Annotated in this window: 22 protein-coding genes and 1 tRNA gene; 14 read left to right on the top strand and 9 right to left on the bottom strand. The window is 68.3% G+C overall.

The features are described from left to right. Window positions 1–12: 12 nt before the first annotated feature. Complete coding sequence (locus tag L1087_RS09730; protein WP_234558710.1) at window positions 13–1548, top strand: carboxypeptidase M32; 1536 nt, start codon at window positions 13–15, stop codon at window positions 1546–1548. On the opposite strand, the gene L1087_RS09735 is transcribed toward L1087_RS09730, so the two are convergent. Genes L1087_RS09735 through L1087_RS09750 form a run of 4 tightly spaced genes read right to left on the bottom strand, consistent with a single transcriptional unit; the run spans window position 1536 to window position 4317 of the window. Then, window positions 1536–2609, bottom strand: a complete 1074-nt coding sequence (locus L1087_RS09735) for a YbfB/YjiJ family MFS transporter (RefSeq protein ID WP_234558711.1) — start codon at window positions 2607–2609, stop codon at window positions 1536–1538. The genes L1087_RS09730 and L1087_RS09735 overlap by 13 nt on opposite strands. Then, entirely contained in the window at window positions 2599–2943 is a 345-nt protein-coding gene (locus tag L1087_RS13405) for an ATP-binding cassette domain-containing protein (protein ID WP_386082805.1), read from the bottom strand. Before L1087_RS13405 ends, L1087_RS09735 begins: the two co-directional genes overlap by 11 nt. A 9-nt stretch (window positions 2944–2952) precedes the next feature. Next, on the bottom strand, window positions 2953–3276 hold the full coding sequence (locus tag L1087_RS09745) for a nucleotide pyrophosphohydrolase (protein ID WP_038040604.1): 324 nt from the start codon (window positions 3274–3276) through the stop codon (window positions 2953–2955). 9 nt (window positions 3277–3285) lie between these two features. Then, a complete protein-coding gene (locus tag L1087_RS09750; RefSeq protein WP_135343788.1) occupies window positions 3286–4317 on the bottom strand; it encodes a M42 family metallopeptidase in 1032 nt (343 codons plus the stop codon). 22 nt (window positions 4318–4339) lie between these two features. Between L1087_RS09750 and mgsA the strand changes: the two genes are divergently transcribed. Beyond that, complete coding sequence (gene mgsA / locus L1087_RS09755) at window positions 4340–4717, top strand: methylglyoxal synthase (protein ID WP_234558712.1); 378 nt, start codon at window positions 4340–4342, stop codon at window positions 4715–4717. Here the strand turns inward: mgsA and L1087_RS09760 are convergent. From L1087_RS09760 to L1087_RS09775, 4 genes are read right to left on the bottom strand one after another with little or no spacing between them, the layout of a single operon-like run. Then, window positions 4714–6198, bottom strand: coding sequence for a YifB family Mg chelatase-like AAA ATPase (locus tag L1087_RS09760; RefSeq protein WP_234558713.1), 1485 nt, complete (start codon window positions 6196–6198; stop codon window positions 4714–4716). The two genes, mgsA and L1087_RS09760, sit on opposite strands and share 4 nt — an antisense overlap. 9 nt (window positions 6199–6207) lie before the next feature. Then, complete coding sequence (locus L1087_RS09765) at window positions 6208–7344, bottom strand: MFS transporter (RefSeq protein WP_234558714.1); 1137 nt, start codon at window positions 7342–7344, stop codon at window positions 6208–6210. A gap of 1 nt (window position 7345) precedes the next feature. Continuing rightward, window positions 7346–8158, bottom strand: a complete 813-nt coding sequence (locus tag L1087_RS09770) for an EamA family transporter (protein WP_234558715.1) — start codon at window positions 8156–8158, stop codon at window positions 7346–7348. Next, on the bottom strand, window positions 8155–9042 hold the full coding sequence (locus L1087_RS09775) for a DMT family transporter (RefSeq protein ID WP_234558716.1): 888 nt from the start codon (window positions 9040–9042) through the stop codon (window positions 8155–8157). The genes L1087_RS09770 and L1087_RS09775 overlap by 4 nt, the downstream gene beginning before the upstream one ends. Window positions 9043–9148: 106 nt before the next feature. Here L1087_RS09775 and L1087_RS09780 point away from each other — a divergent pair, with 106 nt between their 5' ends. The 9 genes from L1087_RS09780 (at window position 9149) to L1087_RS09820 (ending at window position 14920) form a co-directional block, all read left to right on the top strand. Continuing rightward, on the top strand, window positions 9149–10276 hold the full coding sequence (locus L1087_RS09780; RefSeq protein ID WP_234558717.1) for an NAD(P) transhydrogenase subunit alpha: 1128 nt from the start codon (window positions 9149–9151) through the stop codon (window positions 10274–10276). Continuing rightward, window positions 10276–10578 (top strand): proton-translocating transhydrogenase family protein, encoded by a 303-nt coding sequence (locus L1087_RS09785; protein WP_038040591.1) that lies wholly within the window; start codon window positions 10276–10278, stop codon window positions 10576–10578. Before L1087_RS09780 ends, L1087_RS09785 begins: the two co-directional genes overlap by 1 nt. Further along, complete coding sequence (locus L1087_RS09790; RefSeq protein WP_234558719.1) at window positions 10578–11930, top strand: NAD(P)(+) transhydrogenase (Re/Si-specific) subunit beta; 1353 nt, start codon at window positions 10578–10580, stop codon at window positions 11928–11930. The genes L1087_RS09785 and L1087_RS09790 overlap by 1 nt, the downstream gene beginning before the upstream one ends. Window positions 11931–12020: 90 nt before the next feature. After that, a tRNA-Asn gene (locus L1087_RS09795) sits at window positions 12021–12096 on the top strand. A 97-nt stretch (window positions 12097–12193) separates the two neighbouring features. Further along, window positions 12194–12499, top strand: coding sequence for a 30S ribosomal protein S6 (rpsF, locus tag L1087_RS09800; protein ID WP_135260584.1), 306 nt, complete (start codon window positions 12194–12196; stop codon window positions 12497–12499). A 9-nt stretch (window positions 12500–12508) separates the two neighbouring features. Continuing rightward, on the top strand, window positions 12509–13321 hold the full coding sequence (locus L1087_RS09805) for a single-stranded DNA-binding protein (protein WP_038040575.1): 813 nt from the start codon (window positions 12509–12511) through the stop codon (window positions 13319–13321). Then, a complete protein-coding gene (gene rpsR, locus L1087_RS09810; protein ID WP_038040573.1) occupies window positions 13318–13584 on the top strand; it encodes a 30S ribosomal protein S18 in 267 nt (88 codons plus the stop codon). The genes L1087_RS09805 and rpsR overlap by 4 nt, the downstream gene beginning before the upstream one ends. Window positions 13585–13593: 9 nt before the next feature. Beyond that, entirely contained in the window at window positions 13594–14037 is a 444-nt protein-coding gene (rplI, locus tag L1087_RS09815) for a 50S ribosomal protein L9 (protein ID WP_038040571.1), read from the top strand. Between the two features lie 58 nt (window positions 14038–14095). Beyond that, on the top strand, window positions 14096–14920 hold the full coding sequence (locus L1087_RS09820) for an SDR family NAD(P)-dependent oxidoreductase (protein WP_234558721.1): 825 nt from the start codon (window positions 14096–14098) through the stop codon (window positions 14918–14920). A gap of 98 nt (window positions 14921–15018) precedes the next feature. Here the strand turns inward: L1087_RS09820 and L1087_RS09825 are convergent, their stop codons facing one another. Then, the gene (locus tag L1087_RS09825; protein ID WP_038040563.1) at window positions 15019–15213 is read right to left on the bottom strand and encodes a hypothetical protein; all 195 of its coding nucleotides are present in this window, start codon (window positions 15211–15213) and stop codon (window positions 15019–15021) included. Between the two features lie 95 nt (window positions 15214–15308). On the opposite strand from L1087_RS09825, the gene lipB reads away from it, so the two are divergent. From lipB to L1087_RS09840, 3 genes are read left to right on the top strand one after another with little or no spacing between them, the layout of a single operon-like run. Further along, a complete protein-coding gene (gene lipB / locus L1087_RS09830) occupies window positions 15309–15971 on the top strand; it encodes a lipoyl(octanoyl) transferase LipB (protein WP_234558775.1) in 663 nt (220 codons plus the stop codon). Then, window positions 15955–16929, top strand: a complete 975-nt coding sequence (gene lipA, locus L1087_RS09835; RefSeq protein WP_234558722.1) for a lipoyl synthase — start codon at window positions 15955–15957, stop codon at window positions 16927–16929. The genes lipB and lipA overlap by 17 nt, the downstream gene beginning before the upstream one ends. Beyond that, window positions 16926–17276, top strand: coding sequence for a DUF3054 domain-containing protein (locus L1087_RS09840; protein ID WP_234558724.1), 351 nt, complete (start codon window positions 16926–16928; stop codon window positions 17274–17276). Before lipA ends, L1087_RS09840 begins: the two co-directional genes overlap by 4 nt. Window positions 17277–17278: the final 2 nt, after the last annotated feature.

Raw genomic sequence — 17278 nt, forward strand, 5'->3', positions numbered from 1 at the left:
TATGATGCCCCCGTGACGCCGGAAACCGCCTATCAGCACCTTTTGGAGTTTCAAAGGGAAACGGCTTACCTGGCCTCTTTGGGCGCTTTGGCCGCATGGGACCAGCGCACCATGATCCCCAGGAAGGGGCACGAGCACCGGGCGAGGCAGATGGCCGCCCTGGCCCGGCTTCTCCACCAGCGGGCCACCGACCCCAGGATCGGGGAGTGGCTTGCGGCGGTGGAGGGCTCCCCCCTGGTGCAAGACCCCCTTTCCGACGCCGCGGTGAACGTGCGGGAGTGGCGGCAGGCCTACGAGCGGGCCCGGGCCATCCCCGAGCGCCTTATGGTGGAGCTGGCCCAGGCTCAGAGCGAGGGGGAAAGCTATTGGGAAGAGGCCCGCCCCAAGGACGACTGGCGGGGCTTCCTGCCCTACCTGAAGCGCATCTTTGCCCTCACCAAGGAGAAGGCGGAGATCCTCTTCTCCCTCCCCGTGGCTCCGGGGGACCCGCCCTACGGGGAGCTCTACGACGCCCTCCTGGATGGGTACGAGCCGGGGATGCGGGCGGCGGAACTGGTGCCCCTCTTCGCCGAGCTGAAGGAGGGCCTCCAGGGCCTCTTGGACCGCATCCTGGGAAGCGGCAGGCGGCCCGACACCGCTTTCCTGCACCGCTCCTATCCCAAAGAGGCGCAACGGGCCTTTGCTCTGGAGCTCCTGCAGGCTTGCGGCTACGACCTAGAAGGGGGTCGCCTGGACCCCACTGCCCATCCCTTTGAAATCTCCATCGGGCCCGGGGACGTGCGCATCACCACCCGCTACTTTGAGGACTTCTTCAACGCCGGTATCTTCGGCACCCTGCACGAGATGGGCCACGCCCTCTACGAGCAGGGCCTGCCCAAGGAGCACTGGGGGACCCCAAGGGGGGAGGCGGTCTCCTTGGGGGTGCACGAGTCGCAAAGCCGCACCTGGGAGAACCTGGTGGGCCGCTCCCTGGGCTTCTGGGAACGCTTCTTCCCCCGGGCCAAGGAGCTCTTCCCCAGCCTCCAGGACGTGGCCCTGGAGGACTTTCACCGGGCGGTGAACGCTGTGGAGCCCTCCCTGATCCGGGTGGAGGCCGACGAGGTCACTTATAACCTCCACATCCTGGTGCGCCTGGAGCTGGAGCTGGCCCTCTTCCGCGGGGAGCTCGCCCTGGAGGACCTGCCCGGGGCCTGGGCGGAAAAGTACCGGGCCTACCTGGGGGTGGCCCCCAAGGACTACAAAGACGGGGTGATGCAGGACGTGCATTGGTCCGGGGGGCTTTTCGGCTACTTCCCCACCTACACCCTGGGGAACCTCTACGCCGCCCAGTTCTTCCGGAAGGCCCAGGAGGAGCTTGGGGACCTCGAGGGCCTTTTCCGCCAGGGGGAGTTCCGGCCCTTTTTGGACTGGAGCCGGAGGAAGATCCACGCCGAGGGGAGCCGCCTCCGGCCTAGGGCCCTGGTGGAGCGGGTGACCGGCACGCCCCCCAGCGCCCAGCCCTTTTTGGCCTACCTGGAGGCGAAGTACCGGGCCCTTTACGGCCTCTGACGGGGCAGGACGGGCAGGAGGGCCAGGAGGAGGAGGACGCTGGCCACCCAGAGGGCCCCCTCCCCTGTGCCCGCTACTTCCGCAAAGAAGCCTGCCGCCGTCGGCCCCATCGCTTGCCCCAAGGCGAAGGCTGCGGTGGAAAGCCCCATGGCCCTGGGCCAGGCGGAAGGGGGCAGGAGGGCGCGGAAGGCCTGGGTGAGGGCGGTGATGACGCCTAAAAAGGAGAGGCCGAAGAGGAAGGCGCTGAGGGCAGGAAGGCTTTGGGCTAAAGGGGGTAGGCTCCCCAGGAAGAGGACCAGAAGCACGTGGAAAAGCCCCCGCCTTCCCCCCACCCGCTCCACCCAGGGACCCCAAAGGGGTCCGGTGAGGAGGGCCCCTACGCCCAGGAGGGTGAAGAGGAGGAGGGCTTCCCCCACGGCGGCCGCCACGAAGGTCATGTAGCCGATGTACCCCGCCCCATAGAGGCCATAGGCCAGGAGGAGGGGGAGGATGGGCCCCAGGCCCCCTTCCCCCCGAGCCGGGGGCGGGGGTTCCCGCAAGAGGGGCCAAGTGTGGAGGACCGGAAGGCCCAGGAGCAGGCTGAAAACCCCTAGCCGGGCCCAGGCGGCTTCCGGGCTCCCCACGCCCAGGAGGATCCAGGGGGCCAGGAGAAGCCCCACCCCCACGCCCCCGTAGTAGACCCCCAGGGCCCGGCCCGAGCCCCCTAGGGTCATGAGGAGGGCGGCCCCGCCCACGAAGACCAGGGCGCCCAGGAAGCCCTGGAAAAGCCTGAGGGCGAACACCCAGGGAAACCCCCCGGACCCGGTGAGGGCCAGTACCGCTCCCTGAAGGAGGAGGGCCAGAAAGAAGCCCCGGCGGTAGCCTGTCCTCTCCAGGAGGCGGTGGCTGAGGAAGGCTCCCAGGAGGTAGCCCAGGGTGTTGGCGCTACCCAAAAGGCCCGCCTCGGCGTAGGAAAGGCCCCAGGCCCCCTGCATGAGGGGCAGGACCAGGGCATAGGCGAAGCGTCCCAAGCCCAGGGCTAAAGCGGGCCCCAGGGCCAGAAGCAGGGCCTTAGTAGCCATGGAGGAGCCCGCGCCGCTTGGCCAGGCGCACCGCGCGGCGGAAGAGGAAAAGCCCCGCCCCCAGGTAGACGAGGCCGTTCAGGAAGCTAAGGAAAAGGGGGGCAGGGTCAAGGGGGGCCCCTTCCGCCAGCATCCTGCGGGCCAGCGCCGCTCCCGGTGCCAAGGGCAGGAGGAGGCCGGAGAGCATCTTCACCGGGGTGGTCTTGCCAGCCCCGTTCTTGCCCAAGAAGGCCAGCACCTCCCCCGGGCGAAGCGCCAGGCTTACGCCCCGGACGGCCTCGAGGGCCCCGAAGCGCTTCCTGAGCCCCTGGGCCTCCAGAAGTGTGGGTTCCACGGGGCCATTCTACTTCCTGCTCCAGCGCTCCTTGTCCCGCTCCCGGTACTTGGCCATGGCCTTCCGGAAGGCCGTTTCCAGGTCTATACCTTCCCGGTTGGCCAGGGAAATGAGGACGAAGAGGAGGTCGGCGAGCTCCTCCGCCAGATCCCCTTCCGCCTCCCCCGGCTTGGGCCGTTTGCCGTGGCGGTGGGCCAGAACCCGGGCCACCTCCCCGAGCTCCTCGGTGAGGCGGGCCAGCATGAGGAGGGGTGGGAAGTACCCCTCCTTAAACTGGCTGATCCAGGCGTCCACCTCCTTTTGGGCTTCCTTGAAGGTGAGGGGCGTTTCCATGGGTCCTCCCTAGAGGCGCAGGATGTAGGCGGCGAGAAGCCGCACCGCCCGCTCCACGTCGCGGAAGTCCACCATCTCCACCGGGGAGTGCATGTAGCGCAAGGGGATGGAAACGATGCCCGTGGGGATGCCCTCCCGCACCTTGGCCACCTCGTCGGCGTCGGTGCCGGACCACCGCCCGTGGGCGTTCAGGACGTAAGGGATCCCCTCTGCTTCCGCCGCCTGCCGCAGGCCCTTCAGGACCTCCCGGTCCACGAAGGGCCCCACGTCCAGCACCACGCCCCGGCCCAGCTCCGCCTCCCCCACCCGGGCTTTATCCATGCCGGGGGCGGCGCTGTCGTGGTGCACGTCCACCACCAGGGCCAGGTCCGGGGCCTCGCGGAAGGCGGCGGTGCGGGCGCCAAAAGCCCCGATCTCCTCCTGCACCGTGGCCACCGCCACCACCTCCGCCTCGGTCTTCCCCGCCACCAGGCGGAGGGCCTCGAGGACCACGAAGGCCCCCAGGCGGTTGTCCAGGGCCTTGGACACCAGGCGCTCCCCCAGAAGCCACTGGGGGGGCTGGTCCAAGACGCCCACCGCCCCCACCTCGAGGTGGGCTAAGGCCTCCTCCCGGCTTCCCGCCCCGATGTCGGCGAAGAGGTCCTCAAGCTCCACCGCCTTCTTGCGCTCCTCCTCCTTCAGGACGTGGACCGCCTTCCGGCCCACCACCCCCAGCACGTGCCCCCGCTTCCCCAAAAAGCGCAGGCGCTGGCCCACCAGCACCTGCGGGTCCCAGCCCCCCAGGGGCTTCAGGCGCAAAAAGCCCTTCTCCTCCACGTGGCTCACGATGACCCCGATCTCGTCCGCGTGCCCCAGGAGGAGGACCTTGGGCCTGCCCCCTGGGTTGAGGCGGGCGTAGGCGTTGCCGTGGCGGTCCCGCTCTGCCTGGGCGAACCCCGCCGCCTTCTCCAGGAAGACCCCGGTGGCCTCCTCCTCAAAGCCCGAGGGCCCGGCAGCCAAAAGGAGCTTTTCTAAAAACTCCAGGTCGGGCGCGTAGTCCATGGCCAAAGCTTACAATGCCCCCATGAAGGCCCTGGCCCTCATCGCCCACGATGCCAAGAAGGAGGAGATGGTGGCCTTTTGCCAACGGCACCGGGAGCTTCTTTCCCGCTTTCCCCTTTTGGCCACGGGCACCACGGGGAAACGTATCCAGGAGGCCACCGGCCTCGAGGTGGAGCAGGTTCTTTCCGGTCCCCTGGGAGGAGATATGCAGATCGGGTCCAAGGTAGCTGAGGGAAAGGTGCTTTGCGTGCTCTTCTTCCAGGATCCCCTCACCCCTAAGCCCCACGAGCCCGACGTGCAGGCCCTCATGCGGGTGTGCAACGTGCACGGGGTGCCCCTGGCCACCAACCCCCAGGCGGCGGAGGCCCTCATCCCCTGGCTGGCCAGCCAGGCGGGCTAAAGGGTTTTGCGGTAGCTCAAGGCCTCAGCCACGTGGGTCTCTTCCACCCGCTCGGAGGCCATGAGGTCGGCCACGGTGCGGGCCACCCGCAGGAGGCGGTCGTAGCTTCGGGCGGAAAGGAGCATCTTCTTGGCGGCGGCCTGAAGGAGGGCCTCGGCTCCAGGGGTGAGGCGCACGTGCTCGCGCAGGGCCTTGCCCGCAAGCTCCCCGTTGGGCCGCCCCTGCCGGGCGAGCATCCTTTCCCGGGCTCTCAAGACCCGTTCCCGCACCACCTCGGTGCTTTCCCCCTCGGGGGCGCGGGCGAGCTCGGCGGGGGTGAGGCGGGGTACCTCCACCACCAGGTCAAACCGGTCCAGAAGGGGCCCGGAGATCTTGCCCACGTAGCGCTGGCGGCTTGCGGGGGTGCAGGTGCAGGCCCTTTCGGGATCCCCGTACCAGCCGCAGGGGCAGGGGTTCATGGCCGCCACCAGGAGGAAGCGGGCGGGAAAGGTGAGGCTGGCCTTGGCCCGGGCCACGGTCACCACCCCGTCCTCCAGGGGCTGGCGCAGGGCTTCCAGGGCGTCCCGGGAGAACTCGGGGAACTCGTCCAGGAAGAGCACCCCCCGGTGGGCCAGGGAAACCTCCCCCGGCTTGGGGATGGCCCCGCCCCCGATGAGGCCCGCGTAGCTCACCGTGTGGTGGGGGGCGCGGAAAGGGGGGGTGCGGAGGAGGCCCTTCAGGGCTTGGCCTGCGGCGGAGTGGATGCGGCTCACCTCGAGGGCGGCCTCTTGGGAGAGGGGGGGCAGGAGGAAGGGGAGGCGCCTGGCCAGCATGGTCTTCCCTGAGCCCGGGCTTCCCACCATGAGGAGGTGGTGGTAGCCTGCGGCGGCGATCTCTAAGGCGCGTTTGGCCTTGGCCTGGCCCTTCACGTCCCGGAGGTCCAGGGCCTCGAGGAGGACCGCGGGGTCCTCCGGCTCGGCCCTCTGGGGGGTTTCTTCCCCCTTGAGGTAGGCCACCGCCTGGAGGAGGCTTTCCGCCCCCCAGACCTCCACCCCCTCCACCAGGGCGGCCTCCTTGGCGCTTTCCATGGGAAGGAGAAGCTTTTTCCCCTCGGCCAAGGCCCCCAGGGCCAGGTTCACCGCCCCGGGCACCGGGCGAAGGGCTCCGTCCAGCCCCAGCTCCCCCGCCACCGCCAGGCCGGAAAGGCTTTCCAAGGGCACCACCCCTTGGGCCGCCAGGAGCCCCAGGGCGATGGGCAGGTCAAAGTGGCTCCCCTCCTTGCGGAGCTCCGCCGGGGCCAGGTTCACCACCACCCGGGCCTGGGGGTAGGGGAAGCCCGCGTTTTTGAGGGCGGCCCTTACCCTTTCCCGGCTTTCCTCCACCGCCTTGTCCGGCAAGCCCACCAGGGCGTAGCTGGGAAGCCCGGGGCTGACATCTACTTCCACGGTGACGGGAACTGCGTCCAGGCCGAAGAGGGTGTAGCTTCTGACCTGGGCTAGCATGGAGGGAGTTTACCACCTGGAGCGAAGCAGGGGCAGGTAGAGGGTAAGCGCCAGGAGAAGGAGCCCCAGAAGCCCGCCGAAGGCCCACCCGTACCCCAAGGCCCCCACCGCCACCCCCACCCCCCACTGCAGGAGGAAGGTACCCCCGATGCCGAAGAGGTTCACCAAGGTGGTGCCCCGGCCCACCAGGTGGGGGGGCACCAGCTCCCGGGCCTGGGTGAGGGTGAGGATGTTGAAGGCCCCGAAGAACCCGAGGAGAAGGTAGGCGGGGAGGAGGAACCCGAGGAGGAGGAGGATCAGGCCCAGGGCGAAGAGGAGGGCGGAGAGGACCAGGACCCGGGCGGTGCCGAAGCGGTCGGCCAGGTATCCGGAGAGAAGGAAGCCCAAGACCGCCGTCCCCGAGTAGAGGAGGAGGAGGTTCCCCACCGCCACCGCCGAAAGGCCCAGGTGGTAGGCGTAGGCCCCGGCCCAGAGGGTCTGCAGGGCCAGGAAGCTTCCCGCAAAGGCCAAGGCCAAAAAGGCCACCCGCAGGAGCCTGGGGTTGCCCAGGACCTCCCTCAGCCCCCCGCCTCCTTCCCCCCGGGGCCAGGGAACCCCAGGGGGGGTGTTCCGCACCCCCAGGTAGAGGAGCAGGGCCACCAGCACCACCACCCCGGCCCCCAGGAGGAAGACCCCCCGCCAGCCCATGGCCTCCTTCATGAGGGCCAGGGGGGTGGCCGCCAAAAGCCCCCCTGTGGCCCCCAGGCCCACCAGCAGGGTGGAGACCGTGGCGTAGCCCTTGGGAAACCACAGGCTGAAGGCCTTCAGCGCCCCCATGAGGGCGGCGGCCATTCCCACCCCGATCAGGGCCCGGCCCAGGGCCAGGACGGGGAAGCTCGGCGCCAGGGCGAAGACCAGGCTGCCGGAGGCGGCCACGAGGAGGAGGGCCGGGGTGACGGTCCGGGGGCCGTAGCGGTCCAGGAGGCTTCCCAAGGGGAGCTGCACCGCGGCGAAGGCCAGGTAGAAGAGGCTGGTCATGAAGCCGAGTTCCGCCGGGCCCAGGCCTAAGTCTTGGGAGAGGTCCTTGGAAAGCACCGCGTTGGCCGAGCGGTAGAAGTAGGAGAGGAAATAGCCCAGGGTGAAGAGGAAAAACACGCGCGCCGCCATATCACCTCCGGTTCAGGGCCACGCCCAGGAGGATCAGGCCACCGCCCAGGAGGGCCTCCAACCGCAAGGGCTGCCCCGCCAGGGGCCAGGCGAAGACCGCTCCCGCCACCGGTTCCAGCATGGCCACCAAGGTGGCCTGGCGGGCGGGAAAGGTGCGCACCCCCAGGAGGAAAAGCCCAAAGGGCACCACCGTGCCGAAGACCACCAGGTAGGCCACCGCGCCCCAGCCTTCCAGGTCCAGGGCCAGCACCTGGGGCAGGTGCAGGAGGAGCACCGGCAGGGAGAGGAGGCTCCCCACCCCCGTGGCCACCCCCAGGCTCACCAGGGGCGGGGTTTTGAGCCCGTAGGAGAGGGCCGCGTACAGGGCGAAGGACACCGCGGAGAGGAGGCCGTAGCCCACCCCCAAGGGACCTCCCACCAGGCCTCCGGGTCCCACCACCAGCGCGTAGGCCCCCAGGAGGGCCAGGGCCACGCCAAGGAGGGCTCTCAGAGGTAGCCTTTCGCCCCGCACCAAGGCGTACAGGGTCAGGAGGGGCGGGGCCAGGTACTGAAGGAAGATGCCCGTGGCCACCGTGGTGGCGTGGATGGCCAGGTAGTAGAAGGCCTGGGCCCCCGAGAGGGCGAACCCCACCCAAAGAAGCCGCGGGCGCTCGCGGGCGCTGGGGGGAAAGCGCAACACCAGGGGCAGGAGGAGGAGGAAGCTCAGGAGGAAGCGCAAGGGGATGAGGACCGAAGGGGGGATGGCCTCCATGAACCGGCCCGCCAGGGCCCCGCCCAGGCCCCAAAGCAAAGCGGCCAAGGCCACGTAGATCACCGCCGACCTCCCACCACCGCTAGCCCCACCCCCAGGAGGAGGACCAGGGCCCCCAGGAGGACCTGAACCCCAGGAAGCTCCCCGAAGAGGAGGAAGGCCAGGAGGCTCGCCCCCACCGGCTCAAAGAGGATGGCTAGGGTGACCAGGACCGGGGGGATGTGCCGGGTGGCCCAGTTGAAGCTGGTGTGGCCTACCAGCTGGGGCAGAAGGGCCATGAGGAGGATGTAGCCGTAGACCGCCAGGGGATAGCCTCCGTAGCCCCCACCGAAGAGGTAGGGCAGGGGAAGGAGAAGGAGGGCCGCAGCGGTGTAGGCCAGGCGCACGTACTCCAGGATGGAGAGGCCCCGCCTTTGGGCTTCCCGGCCCAGGAGGAAGTAGAGGGATGCGGCCACAGCCCCTAGGAGGGCCAGGATATCCCCCAGGAGGGGGTTGCTTCCTGACCCCCCTTGGGCGTCCCCGAGTCCGATCAAAAGCCCTCCCAAGAGGGCTATCCCCACCCCCAAGAGGGTGAGGCCGGAAGGGATTTCTTTGAAGAAGAGCCAGCCGAAGAGGGTGACCCACACCGGGTTGGTGGTGACCAAGGCGGTGCTGGCCGCCACCGAGGTGTAGGAGAGGGAGGTGATCCAGAAGGCGAAGTGAAGGGCCAAAAACCCTCCGGCGGCCAAGGCGTAGGGAAGGCCTGCCCGGCTTCGGGGGAGGGTACGCCAGCCAGGGGCCAGAAGCAGGGCGGCCAGACCCATGCGCCCGGCGCTCATCACCAGGCTGAAGGCGAGGCTCGAGTCGCCGGAGGCCGCCAGGGCCAGGCGCACTAGGATGCTGCCAAAGCTGATGGCGAAGATGCCCAGGAGCACTACGGAGGCGATCTTGAGCCCGGAGGGCCGCATGGGGGCATTCTTTCATAAGCTCCAGGCCTCTGACCAGTAGGTCAGCGCTTGCCCATGGGGCAAATGCCCATACCGGGGTTGGTATACTGGCCCGGAAGGAGGTCCTATGGTGACCGTTGCGGTTCCAAAGGAAAGGGCTCCTGGGGAAAGAAGGGTAGCCCTGGTGCCCGAGGTGGTGGCCCGCCTGGTGAAGCAGGGGGCCAGGGTGCGGGTGGAAAAGGGTGCCGGGGAAGGCGCCTACTACCCCGACGCCGCCTACCTCGAGGCGGGGGCGGAAGTGGTGGAGCGAGGTGCGCTCCTAAAGGGAGCCAATCTCCTCTTCACCGTCCAGCCGTCTCCTGAGGACCTGATCGGGGCCCTCGAGCCTGGGGCCATCGTGGTGGGCTTTGTCCAGGCCCACAAAAACCTGGACCTGGTGAAGGCCCTGGCCGCCAAGAAGGCCACGGTCATCGCCATGGAGCTCATCCCCCGCATCACCCGGGCCCAGAGCATGGACGCCCTCTCCAGCCAGGCCACGGTGGCGGGGTACCTGGCCGCCCTGCATGCGGCTAGGCTTTCCCCCCGGTTCTTCCCCATGCTCACCACCGCCGCGGGCACCATCCGCCCCGCCAAAGTGATGGTCATGGGGGTGGGGGTGGCGGGCCTCATGGCCATCGCCACCGCCAAGCGCCTGGGGGCCCAGGTCTTCGCCTACGACGTGCGCAAGGCAGCGGTGGAGCAGGCCCTCTCCCTGGGGGCCAAGCCCATTGAGCTCCCCATCAGCGCAGAAGGGGAGGGCGGCTACGCCCGCGAGCTCACCGAGGAGGAAAAGCGTATCCAGCACGAGGCCCTCAGGGAGCACGTGGCGGGGATGGACGCCATCATCACCACCGCCCAGGTGCCGGGCCGCCGGGCCCCCATCCTCCTCACGGAGGACATGATGGAGCGCCTGAAGCCGGGCACTGTGGTGGTGGACCTGGCCGCCGAGTCGGGCGGCAACTGCGTCCTCACCCGGCCGGGGGAGGTGGTGGAGGTGAAGGGGGTGCGGATCTTTGGCCCCTTGAACCTGCCCAGCGAGCTGGCCGTCCACGCCTCAGAGATGTACGCCAAGAACCTCCTGAACCTCTCCAGCCTGCTCATGGAAAAGGGCGAGTTCGCCCCCAAGTGGGAGGACGAGATCATCCAGGGGGCGCTTCTCATGAAGGAAGGCGAGATCCTGCACGGGCCCACCAAGGCCCTCTTGGGAGGTGCGTGATGGAGTTTGGCTTCTGGTCTGCCCTTTACATCTTCGTGCTCACGGCCTTCTTGGGGTACGAGCTCATTACGCGGGTGCCCGTCATCCTCCACACCCCCCTGATGTCGGGGTCCAACTTCATCCACGGGGTGGTGGTGGTGGGGGCCATGGTGGTCCTGGGCCACGCGGAAACCAGTTTGGAGAAGCTCATCGGCTTCCTGGGGGTGATCCTGGGAGCGGCCAACGCCGCCGGGGGGTATGCGGTCACGGTGCGCATGCTGGAGATGTTTGAGAAGAAGCCGGGCAAGGGGGGTGGTCAGTGATGGACCTCATCCAGGCGGCCTACTTCGTGGTGGCCATCCTCTTCATCGTGGGCCTGAAGCGCATGGCCCACCCCACCACCGCCAAAAGCGGTATCGTGTGGGCGGGATGGGGCATGGTCTTGGCGGTAGTGGCCACCTTCTTCTGGCCGGGGATGGGCAACTTCGGCCTGATGCTCCTGGCCCTGGTGGTGGGCTCGGTGGTGGCCTGGTGGGCGGCGGTGAAGGTGGCCATGACCGACATGCCCCAGATGGTGGCCATCTACAACGGCATGGGCGGCGGTGCGGCCGCCACCATCGCCGCGGTGGAGCTTCTGAAGGGGGCCTTTGAGAACCCGGGCCTCATGGCCCTGGCCATCCTGGGGGGCCTCATCGGTAGTGTGGCCTTCACGGGTAGCCTCATCGCTTTCGCCAAGCTCCAGGGCATCATGAAAAGCCGCCCCATCCTCTTCCCGGGGCAGAAGGTGGTGAACGCCCTGGTGCTCCTCTTCACGGTGCTCCTGGGCTTCTCCCTGCTCTGGAACGACCCCACCCTGAGCATCGTGCTCTTTTTCCTCCTGGCCCTTCTCTTCGGCATCCTCATGACCCTGCCCATCGGCGGGGGGGACATGCCCGTGGCCATCTCCCTCTACAACGCCCTCACCGGCCTGGCGGTGGGCTTTGAGGGCTTCGCCATCGGCAACCCCGCCCTCATGGTGGCGGGGACCCTGGTGGGGGCGGCGGGTACCCTCCTCACGGTGCTCATGGCCAGGGCCATGAACCGCTCCGTGTGGAGCGTGCTCATGGGGGGTTTCGGCGTGGAGCAGGAGGCCGGGGAGGTCCGGGGCTCCTTGAAGCCCATCGACGTGGAGGATGCCGCCGTGATGCTGGCCTACGCCAGCAAGGTGGTCTTCGTGCCCGGATACGGGATGGCCCTCTCCCAGGCCCAGCACAAGGTGAAGGAGCTGGCCGACCTCTTGGAGAGCAAGGGGGTGGAGGTGAAGTTCGCCATCCACCCGGTGGCGGGGCGGATGCCGGGGCACATGAACGTGCTTTTGGCGGAGGCCGGGGTGGACTACGACAAGCTGAAGGACCTCGAGGAGATCAACCCCGAGTTCCCCACCGTGGACGTGGCGGTGGTCATCGGGGCCAACGACGTGGTGAACCCCGCCGCCCGCCGTCCGGGGAGCCCCCTTTACGGCATGCCCATCCTGGACGTGGACAAGGCCAAGAACGTGATCGTCATCAAGCGCGGCCAGGGTAAGGGCTTCGCCGGGGTGGAGAATGAGCTCTTCTACGCCGACAACACCCGCATGCTCTACGGGGACGCCCAGAACGTCCTCACCCAGCTCACCCAGGCCCTGAAGAAGCTCTAGGGCTCGCGGGCTTCGGACCCGGGGAGCCTCCCCGGGTCCTTGCTTCTTGACGCCTTGGGGGGGGCCTGCTATAGTGCCTAATGCGGTCGGTCCGCGGTAGCTCAGCTGGTAGAGCGGCCGGCTGTTAACCGGTTGGTCGCAGGTTCGAGTCCTGCCCGCGGAGCCAGGTGGGGGCCTTAGGGCCCCCTGGGTCTTTTATTTGTGGGGCGAAACGGGTATAATCCTTCCTCGTGCGGCCTGCCGGGCCCGGAAGGGAGGTGGAGATGCGCAAGTACGAGGTGAACGTCATCCTGAATCCCAACCTGGACCAGAGCCAGCTCGCCCTGGAGAAGGAGATCATTGGCAAGGTCCTCGAGGCCTTTGGGGCCCGGGTGGAGAAGGTGGAGGAGTGGGGCCTTCGCCGCCTGGCCTACCCCATTGCCAAGGACCCCCAGGGCTACTTTCTTTGGTACCAGGTGGAGATGCCCGAGGACCGGGTGAACGACCTGGCCCGGGAGCTTCGCCTACGCGACAACGTGCGCCGGGTCATGGTGGTGAAAACCCAGGAGCCCCTCCTCACCAAGGCGTAGACTGTTTCCATGGCAAGAGGCCTGAACCGTGTATTCCTCATCGGTACGCTCACTGGCCACCCCGATATGCGCTACACCCCGGGGGGCATGGCCATCCTGGACCTCAACCTGGCGGGCCAGGACGTCCTGGTGGACGAGATGGGCCAGGAGCGGGAGATCCCCTGGTACCACCGGGTGCGCCTTCTGGGGCGCCAGGCGGAGATGTGGGGAGATGTGCTGAAGCAGGGTCAGCTCCTCTTCGTGGAGGGGCGGCTGGAGTACCGCCAGTGGGAGCGGGAAGGGGAGAAGCGGAGCGAGATCCAGATCCGGGCGGACTTCGTAGATCCCTTGGAGGGGCGAGGCCGCGAGACCCTGGAGGACGCCCGCGGCCAGCCCCGGCTCCGCCGCGCCTTGAACCAGGTGGTGCTCATGGGGAACCTGACCCGCGACCCGGATCTGCGCTACACCCCCCAGGGGACGGCGGTGGTGCGGCTCGGCCTGGCAGTGAACGAGCGCCGCCGTGGCCAGGGAGCCGAGGAGGAGAAGACCCACTTCATCGAGGTTCAGGCCTGGCGCGACCTGGCCGAGTGGGCTGGGGAGCTTAGGCGGGGCGATGGGCTTTTGGTCATCGGCCGTTTGGTGAACGACTCCTGGACGAGCTCCAGCGGGGAGAGACGCTTCCAGACCCGTGTGGAAGCCCTCCGCCTGGAGCAACCCACCCGTGGGCCTGAAAGGACCGGCGGAAGCAGGCCCCAGGAGCCAGGGCGCTCTGTCCAGACGGGTGGGGTGGACATCGACGAAGGACTGGAAGACTTCCCGCCGGAGGAGGATTTGCCGTTTTGAGCACGAAGAACGCTAAACCCAAGAAGGAGGCGCCAAAGCGCCCTTCCAGGAAGGCCAAGGTCAAAGCCAGCTTAGGGGAGTTTGACCTTAGGGACTACCGCAACGTGGAGGTTCTGAAGCGGTTCCTGTCGGAGACGGGGAAGATCCTTCCCCGTCGCCGCACGGGGCTTTCCGCCAAGGAGCAGCGCATCCTGGCCCGCACCATCAAGCGGGCGAGGATTCTCGGGCTTCTTCCCTTCACGGAGAAGCTGGTGCGCAAATAGGGGGTGGACATGAAGGTCATCCTGCTGGAACCCCTGGAGAACCTGGGCGATGTGGGCCAGGTGGTGAACGTGAAGCCCGGCTATGCCAGGAACTACCTCCTGCCCCGGGGCCTGGCGGTCTTGGCCACGGAGAGCAACCTGAAGGCCCTTCAGGCCAAGATCCGCGCCCAGGCCAAGCGCCTGGCCGAAAGGAAGGCCGAGGCCGAACGCTTGAAGGAGATCCTGGAGAATCTCACCCTCACCATCCCGGTGCGGGCGGGGGAGACCAAGATCTACGGCTCGGTGACCGCCAAGGACATCGCTGAGGCCCTCGCCCGCCAGCACGGCATCACCATTGACCCCAAGCGCCTAGGGCTGGAGAGGCCCATCAAGGAGCTGGGGGAGTACGTCCTCACCTACAAGCCCCACCCCGAGGTGCCCATCCAGGTGAAGGTGAGCGTGGTGGCCCAGTAGGGGCCAGGTCCCGGCAGGCCGCAAGGGGCCCCCAGGTGGGGCCCCTTAAGCTTTTTCCATGCGGCGGGTGCTCATCACGGGAGCGGGTAGCGGCATCGGCCTGGCCACGGCCAGGCTCCTTGCTGCCAAGGGGTACCGGGTCTACGGCGGGGTGCGGAAGGAGGAGGACGCTGAGCGCCTAAGGGCCCTGGGGGTGGAGCCCCTTCTCCTGGACGTGACCCGGGAGGAGGACCTCTTTGGGGCCCGGGAGGCTTTGGGGGGAGGGGGGCTTTTCGGCCTGGTGGCCAACGCAGGGGTGGCGGTGGCGGGGCCCTTGGAGCTGGTGCCCCCTTCCGCCTTCCGACAAGCTTTGGAGGTGAACGTCCTGGGGGTGCATGCCACGGTGCGGGCCTTCTTGCCCCTGTTGCGGGAGGGCGGGGGGCGGGTGGTGCTCATGGGCTCGGTTTCCGGCCTGGTGGCCCTGCCCCTTCTGGGGCCCTACGCCGCCAGCAAGTTCGCCCTCGAGGCCCTGGCCGACGCCCTAAGGGTGGAGCTAACGCCCTTTGGGGTGAAGGTGATCCTCTTGGAGCCGGGCTCCGTGGCCACCCCCATCTGGGAGCGCGCGGAACGGGCGGCGGAGGGCTACCTGCTCCCGCCTCCCCCCGGCACGGAAGGGATCTACGGGCGCTACCTGGAGGTGGCCCGGAGGATGGCCCGGAGGAACGCGAGGCGGGGACTTCCCCCGGAAAGGGTGGCGGAGGCGGTGCTCCGCGCCCTGGAAAGCCCCCGTCCCCGGGCCCGCTACCTGGTGGCCAGGCGGGATAGGGCCTGGCAGACCCTCCTCCTGCGCCTCCTGCCCACCCCCTTGCGGGACCGGCTCTTGGCCCGGGCCCTGGGGGTTTAAGCACCCCGTCGCGGCTTGCGCCACGACGGGGGCCCCAAAGAGGCCATCAGCACGCCGCTTTGGCCTTGGCCGATGGGGCAACCTTTGTGTGCGGACACTTAGGGGGCGAGCTTTGCGGCGGCCAGGAGGAGCACGTGGCCGTCCCGCCGCTCTAGGCGGGCCTCGAGGGCCTGCACCGGGAGGTGGCGGCGCAATACCGCCAGCACCTCGTCCAGCAACTGTTCGGCCAAGGCGGGGTCCATGGCCTCGGGTTCCATTTCCAAAAGCATCTCCAGGCGGCTTTCCACACCCATGCCCCCATCCTTGGCTTCCCAGGTCAGGCCCCGGTCATGGGCGGTTTGTGGTGGCGGTGGCCTGTCTGCCCTGGGCCTGGCGTATGCTTAGGGACGTGGAGTTCTGGGTGGAGGACCTTGGCCTTCTGCCTTACGGGGAGGCCTGGGCGTACCAGAAGGAGGTGCACCAGGAGGTGGTAAGGGGAAAGCGTCCCCCCACCCTCCTCCTCCTGGAGCACCCCCGGGTCATCACCCTGGGCCGGAAGGCCACAGGGGAGAACCTGCTTTTCCCGGAAAGCTGGTACCGGGAAAACGGCTTTGAGCTCTTTTGGGTGGAGCGGGGCGGGGACGTCACCTACCACGGCCCCGGGCAGCTGGTGGGCTACCCCATCTTCCCCGTGGGCCGGGAGGTGCGCCGCTTTCTGCGCCAGATCGAGGAGGCCATCGTGAAGGTGGCGGCAGGCTACGGCCTGGAGGCCTACCCCACCCCGGGGTACGCGGGGGTCTGGGTGGGGGAGGACAAGCTCTGCGCCATCGGGGTGGCGGTGAAGGAGGGGGTGAGCTTCCACGGCTTCGCCCTCAACGTGTCCACCGACCTCAACGACTTCACCGTCATCATCCCCTGCGGTTTGAAGGGCAAGGGGGTGACCTCTTTGGAGAAGCTCTTGGGCCGCAAGGTGCCCATGCCCGAGGTGAAGGAAAGGGTGGTGCAGGCCTTTGCGGAGGTGTTCGGCATGGCGCCCCGCTACAGGGAGGAACGGCATGAAGCCCAAGTTTGAAACGCTGGAGCTTTTGGCCCCCACGGGGGAGGTGATCGAGCTCAAGGTGGTGAAAAACGGCCTCGCCCAGGCCCGGCCCGAGCCCGTGGACCGCCACAAGCCCGCCTGGCTTAAGGCCACCCTGCCCACGGGAGCCAAGTACCAGGCCCTGAAGCGCACCGTGGAGGAGCTCAGGCTCCACACCGTCTGCCAGGAGGCCCTCTGCCCCAACGTGGGGGAGTGCTGGACCCACGGCACCCTCACGGTGATGATCCTGGGCAGCGTCTGCACCCGGGCCTGCAAGTTCTGCGCCGTGGACACGGGGAACCCCCGGGGGATCGTGGACCCCGAGGAGCCCCAGCGGGTGGCCGAGGCCATCAGCAGGCTCGGCATCCGCTACGTGGTCCTCACCAGCGTGGACCGGGACGACCTTCCCGATGGCGGGGCCGCCCACTTCGCCGCCACCATAAGGGCCATCAAGGCCAAGGCCCCCGGGGTCCTGGTGGAGGCCCTGACCCCCGATTTCCAGGGGGACCTGAAGGCGGTGGAGGCGGTCTTGGACGCAGGGCCTGAGGTCTATGCCCAGAACCTGGAAACCGTGCGCCGCCTCACCCCCAAGGTGCGGGATCCCCGCGCCGGGTACGAGCAGACCCTGAAGGTCCTGGCCCACGCCAAGCGCTACCGCCCGGATATCCTCACCAAAAGCAGCCTCATGCTGGGCCTGGGGGAGACCGAGGAGGAGATCCTCGAGGCCATGCGGGACCTAAGGGCCGCGGGGGTGGACATCCTCACCCTGGGCCAGTACCTGCGCCCCACCCCGGCCCACCTGCCGGTAGAGCGCTACGTGCCCCCTGAGGACTTCAAGCGGTACGAGGCTTGGGGGTACGAGCTGGGCTTCAAGGAGGTGTTTTCCGGGCCCCTGGTGCGGAGCTCCTACCGGGCGGACCGGGTCTTCCTGGAGGCCACCTCCCGCCCATGAGCCGCCTCTTCCTCCTGGACCTTCTGGCCCTCCTCCTCTTCGCTGGGGTGGGGCTTCTTTCCCACGGCCAGCCTGTAAACGCAGGGGGGCTTGCCCGGAACGTCCTCCCCGTTCTCTTCGTCTGGCTCCTCCTGGCCCCCTTCCTCGGCACCTACCGCCGGCCCACCTGGAAAAACCTCCTCCTCACCTGGGCCCTTGCCTTCCCTGCGGGGCTATGGCTTAGGCAGATGGTCCTGGGTGAGGGGTTTGGGGTGGGCTTTTTCGTCTTCCTCGCCGTGGCCATGGGCTTCAGCTTCCTCTTCTTCCTCCTCCTCCGGGGCCTCGCCAAGCTCCTCAGGCTCTGGTAAAA

Source organism: Thermus tengchongensis (genome assembly GCF_021462405.1).
Taxonomy (GTDB): Bacteria; Deinococcota; Deinococci; order Deinococcales; family Thermaceae; genus Thermus; species Thermus tengchongensis.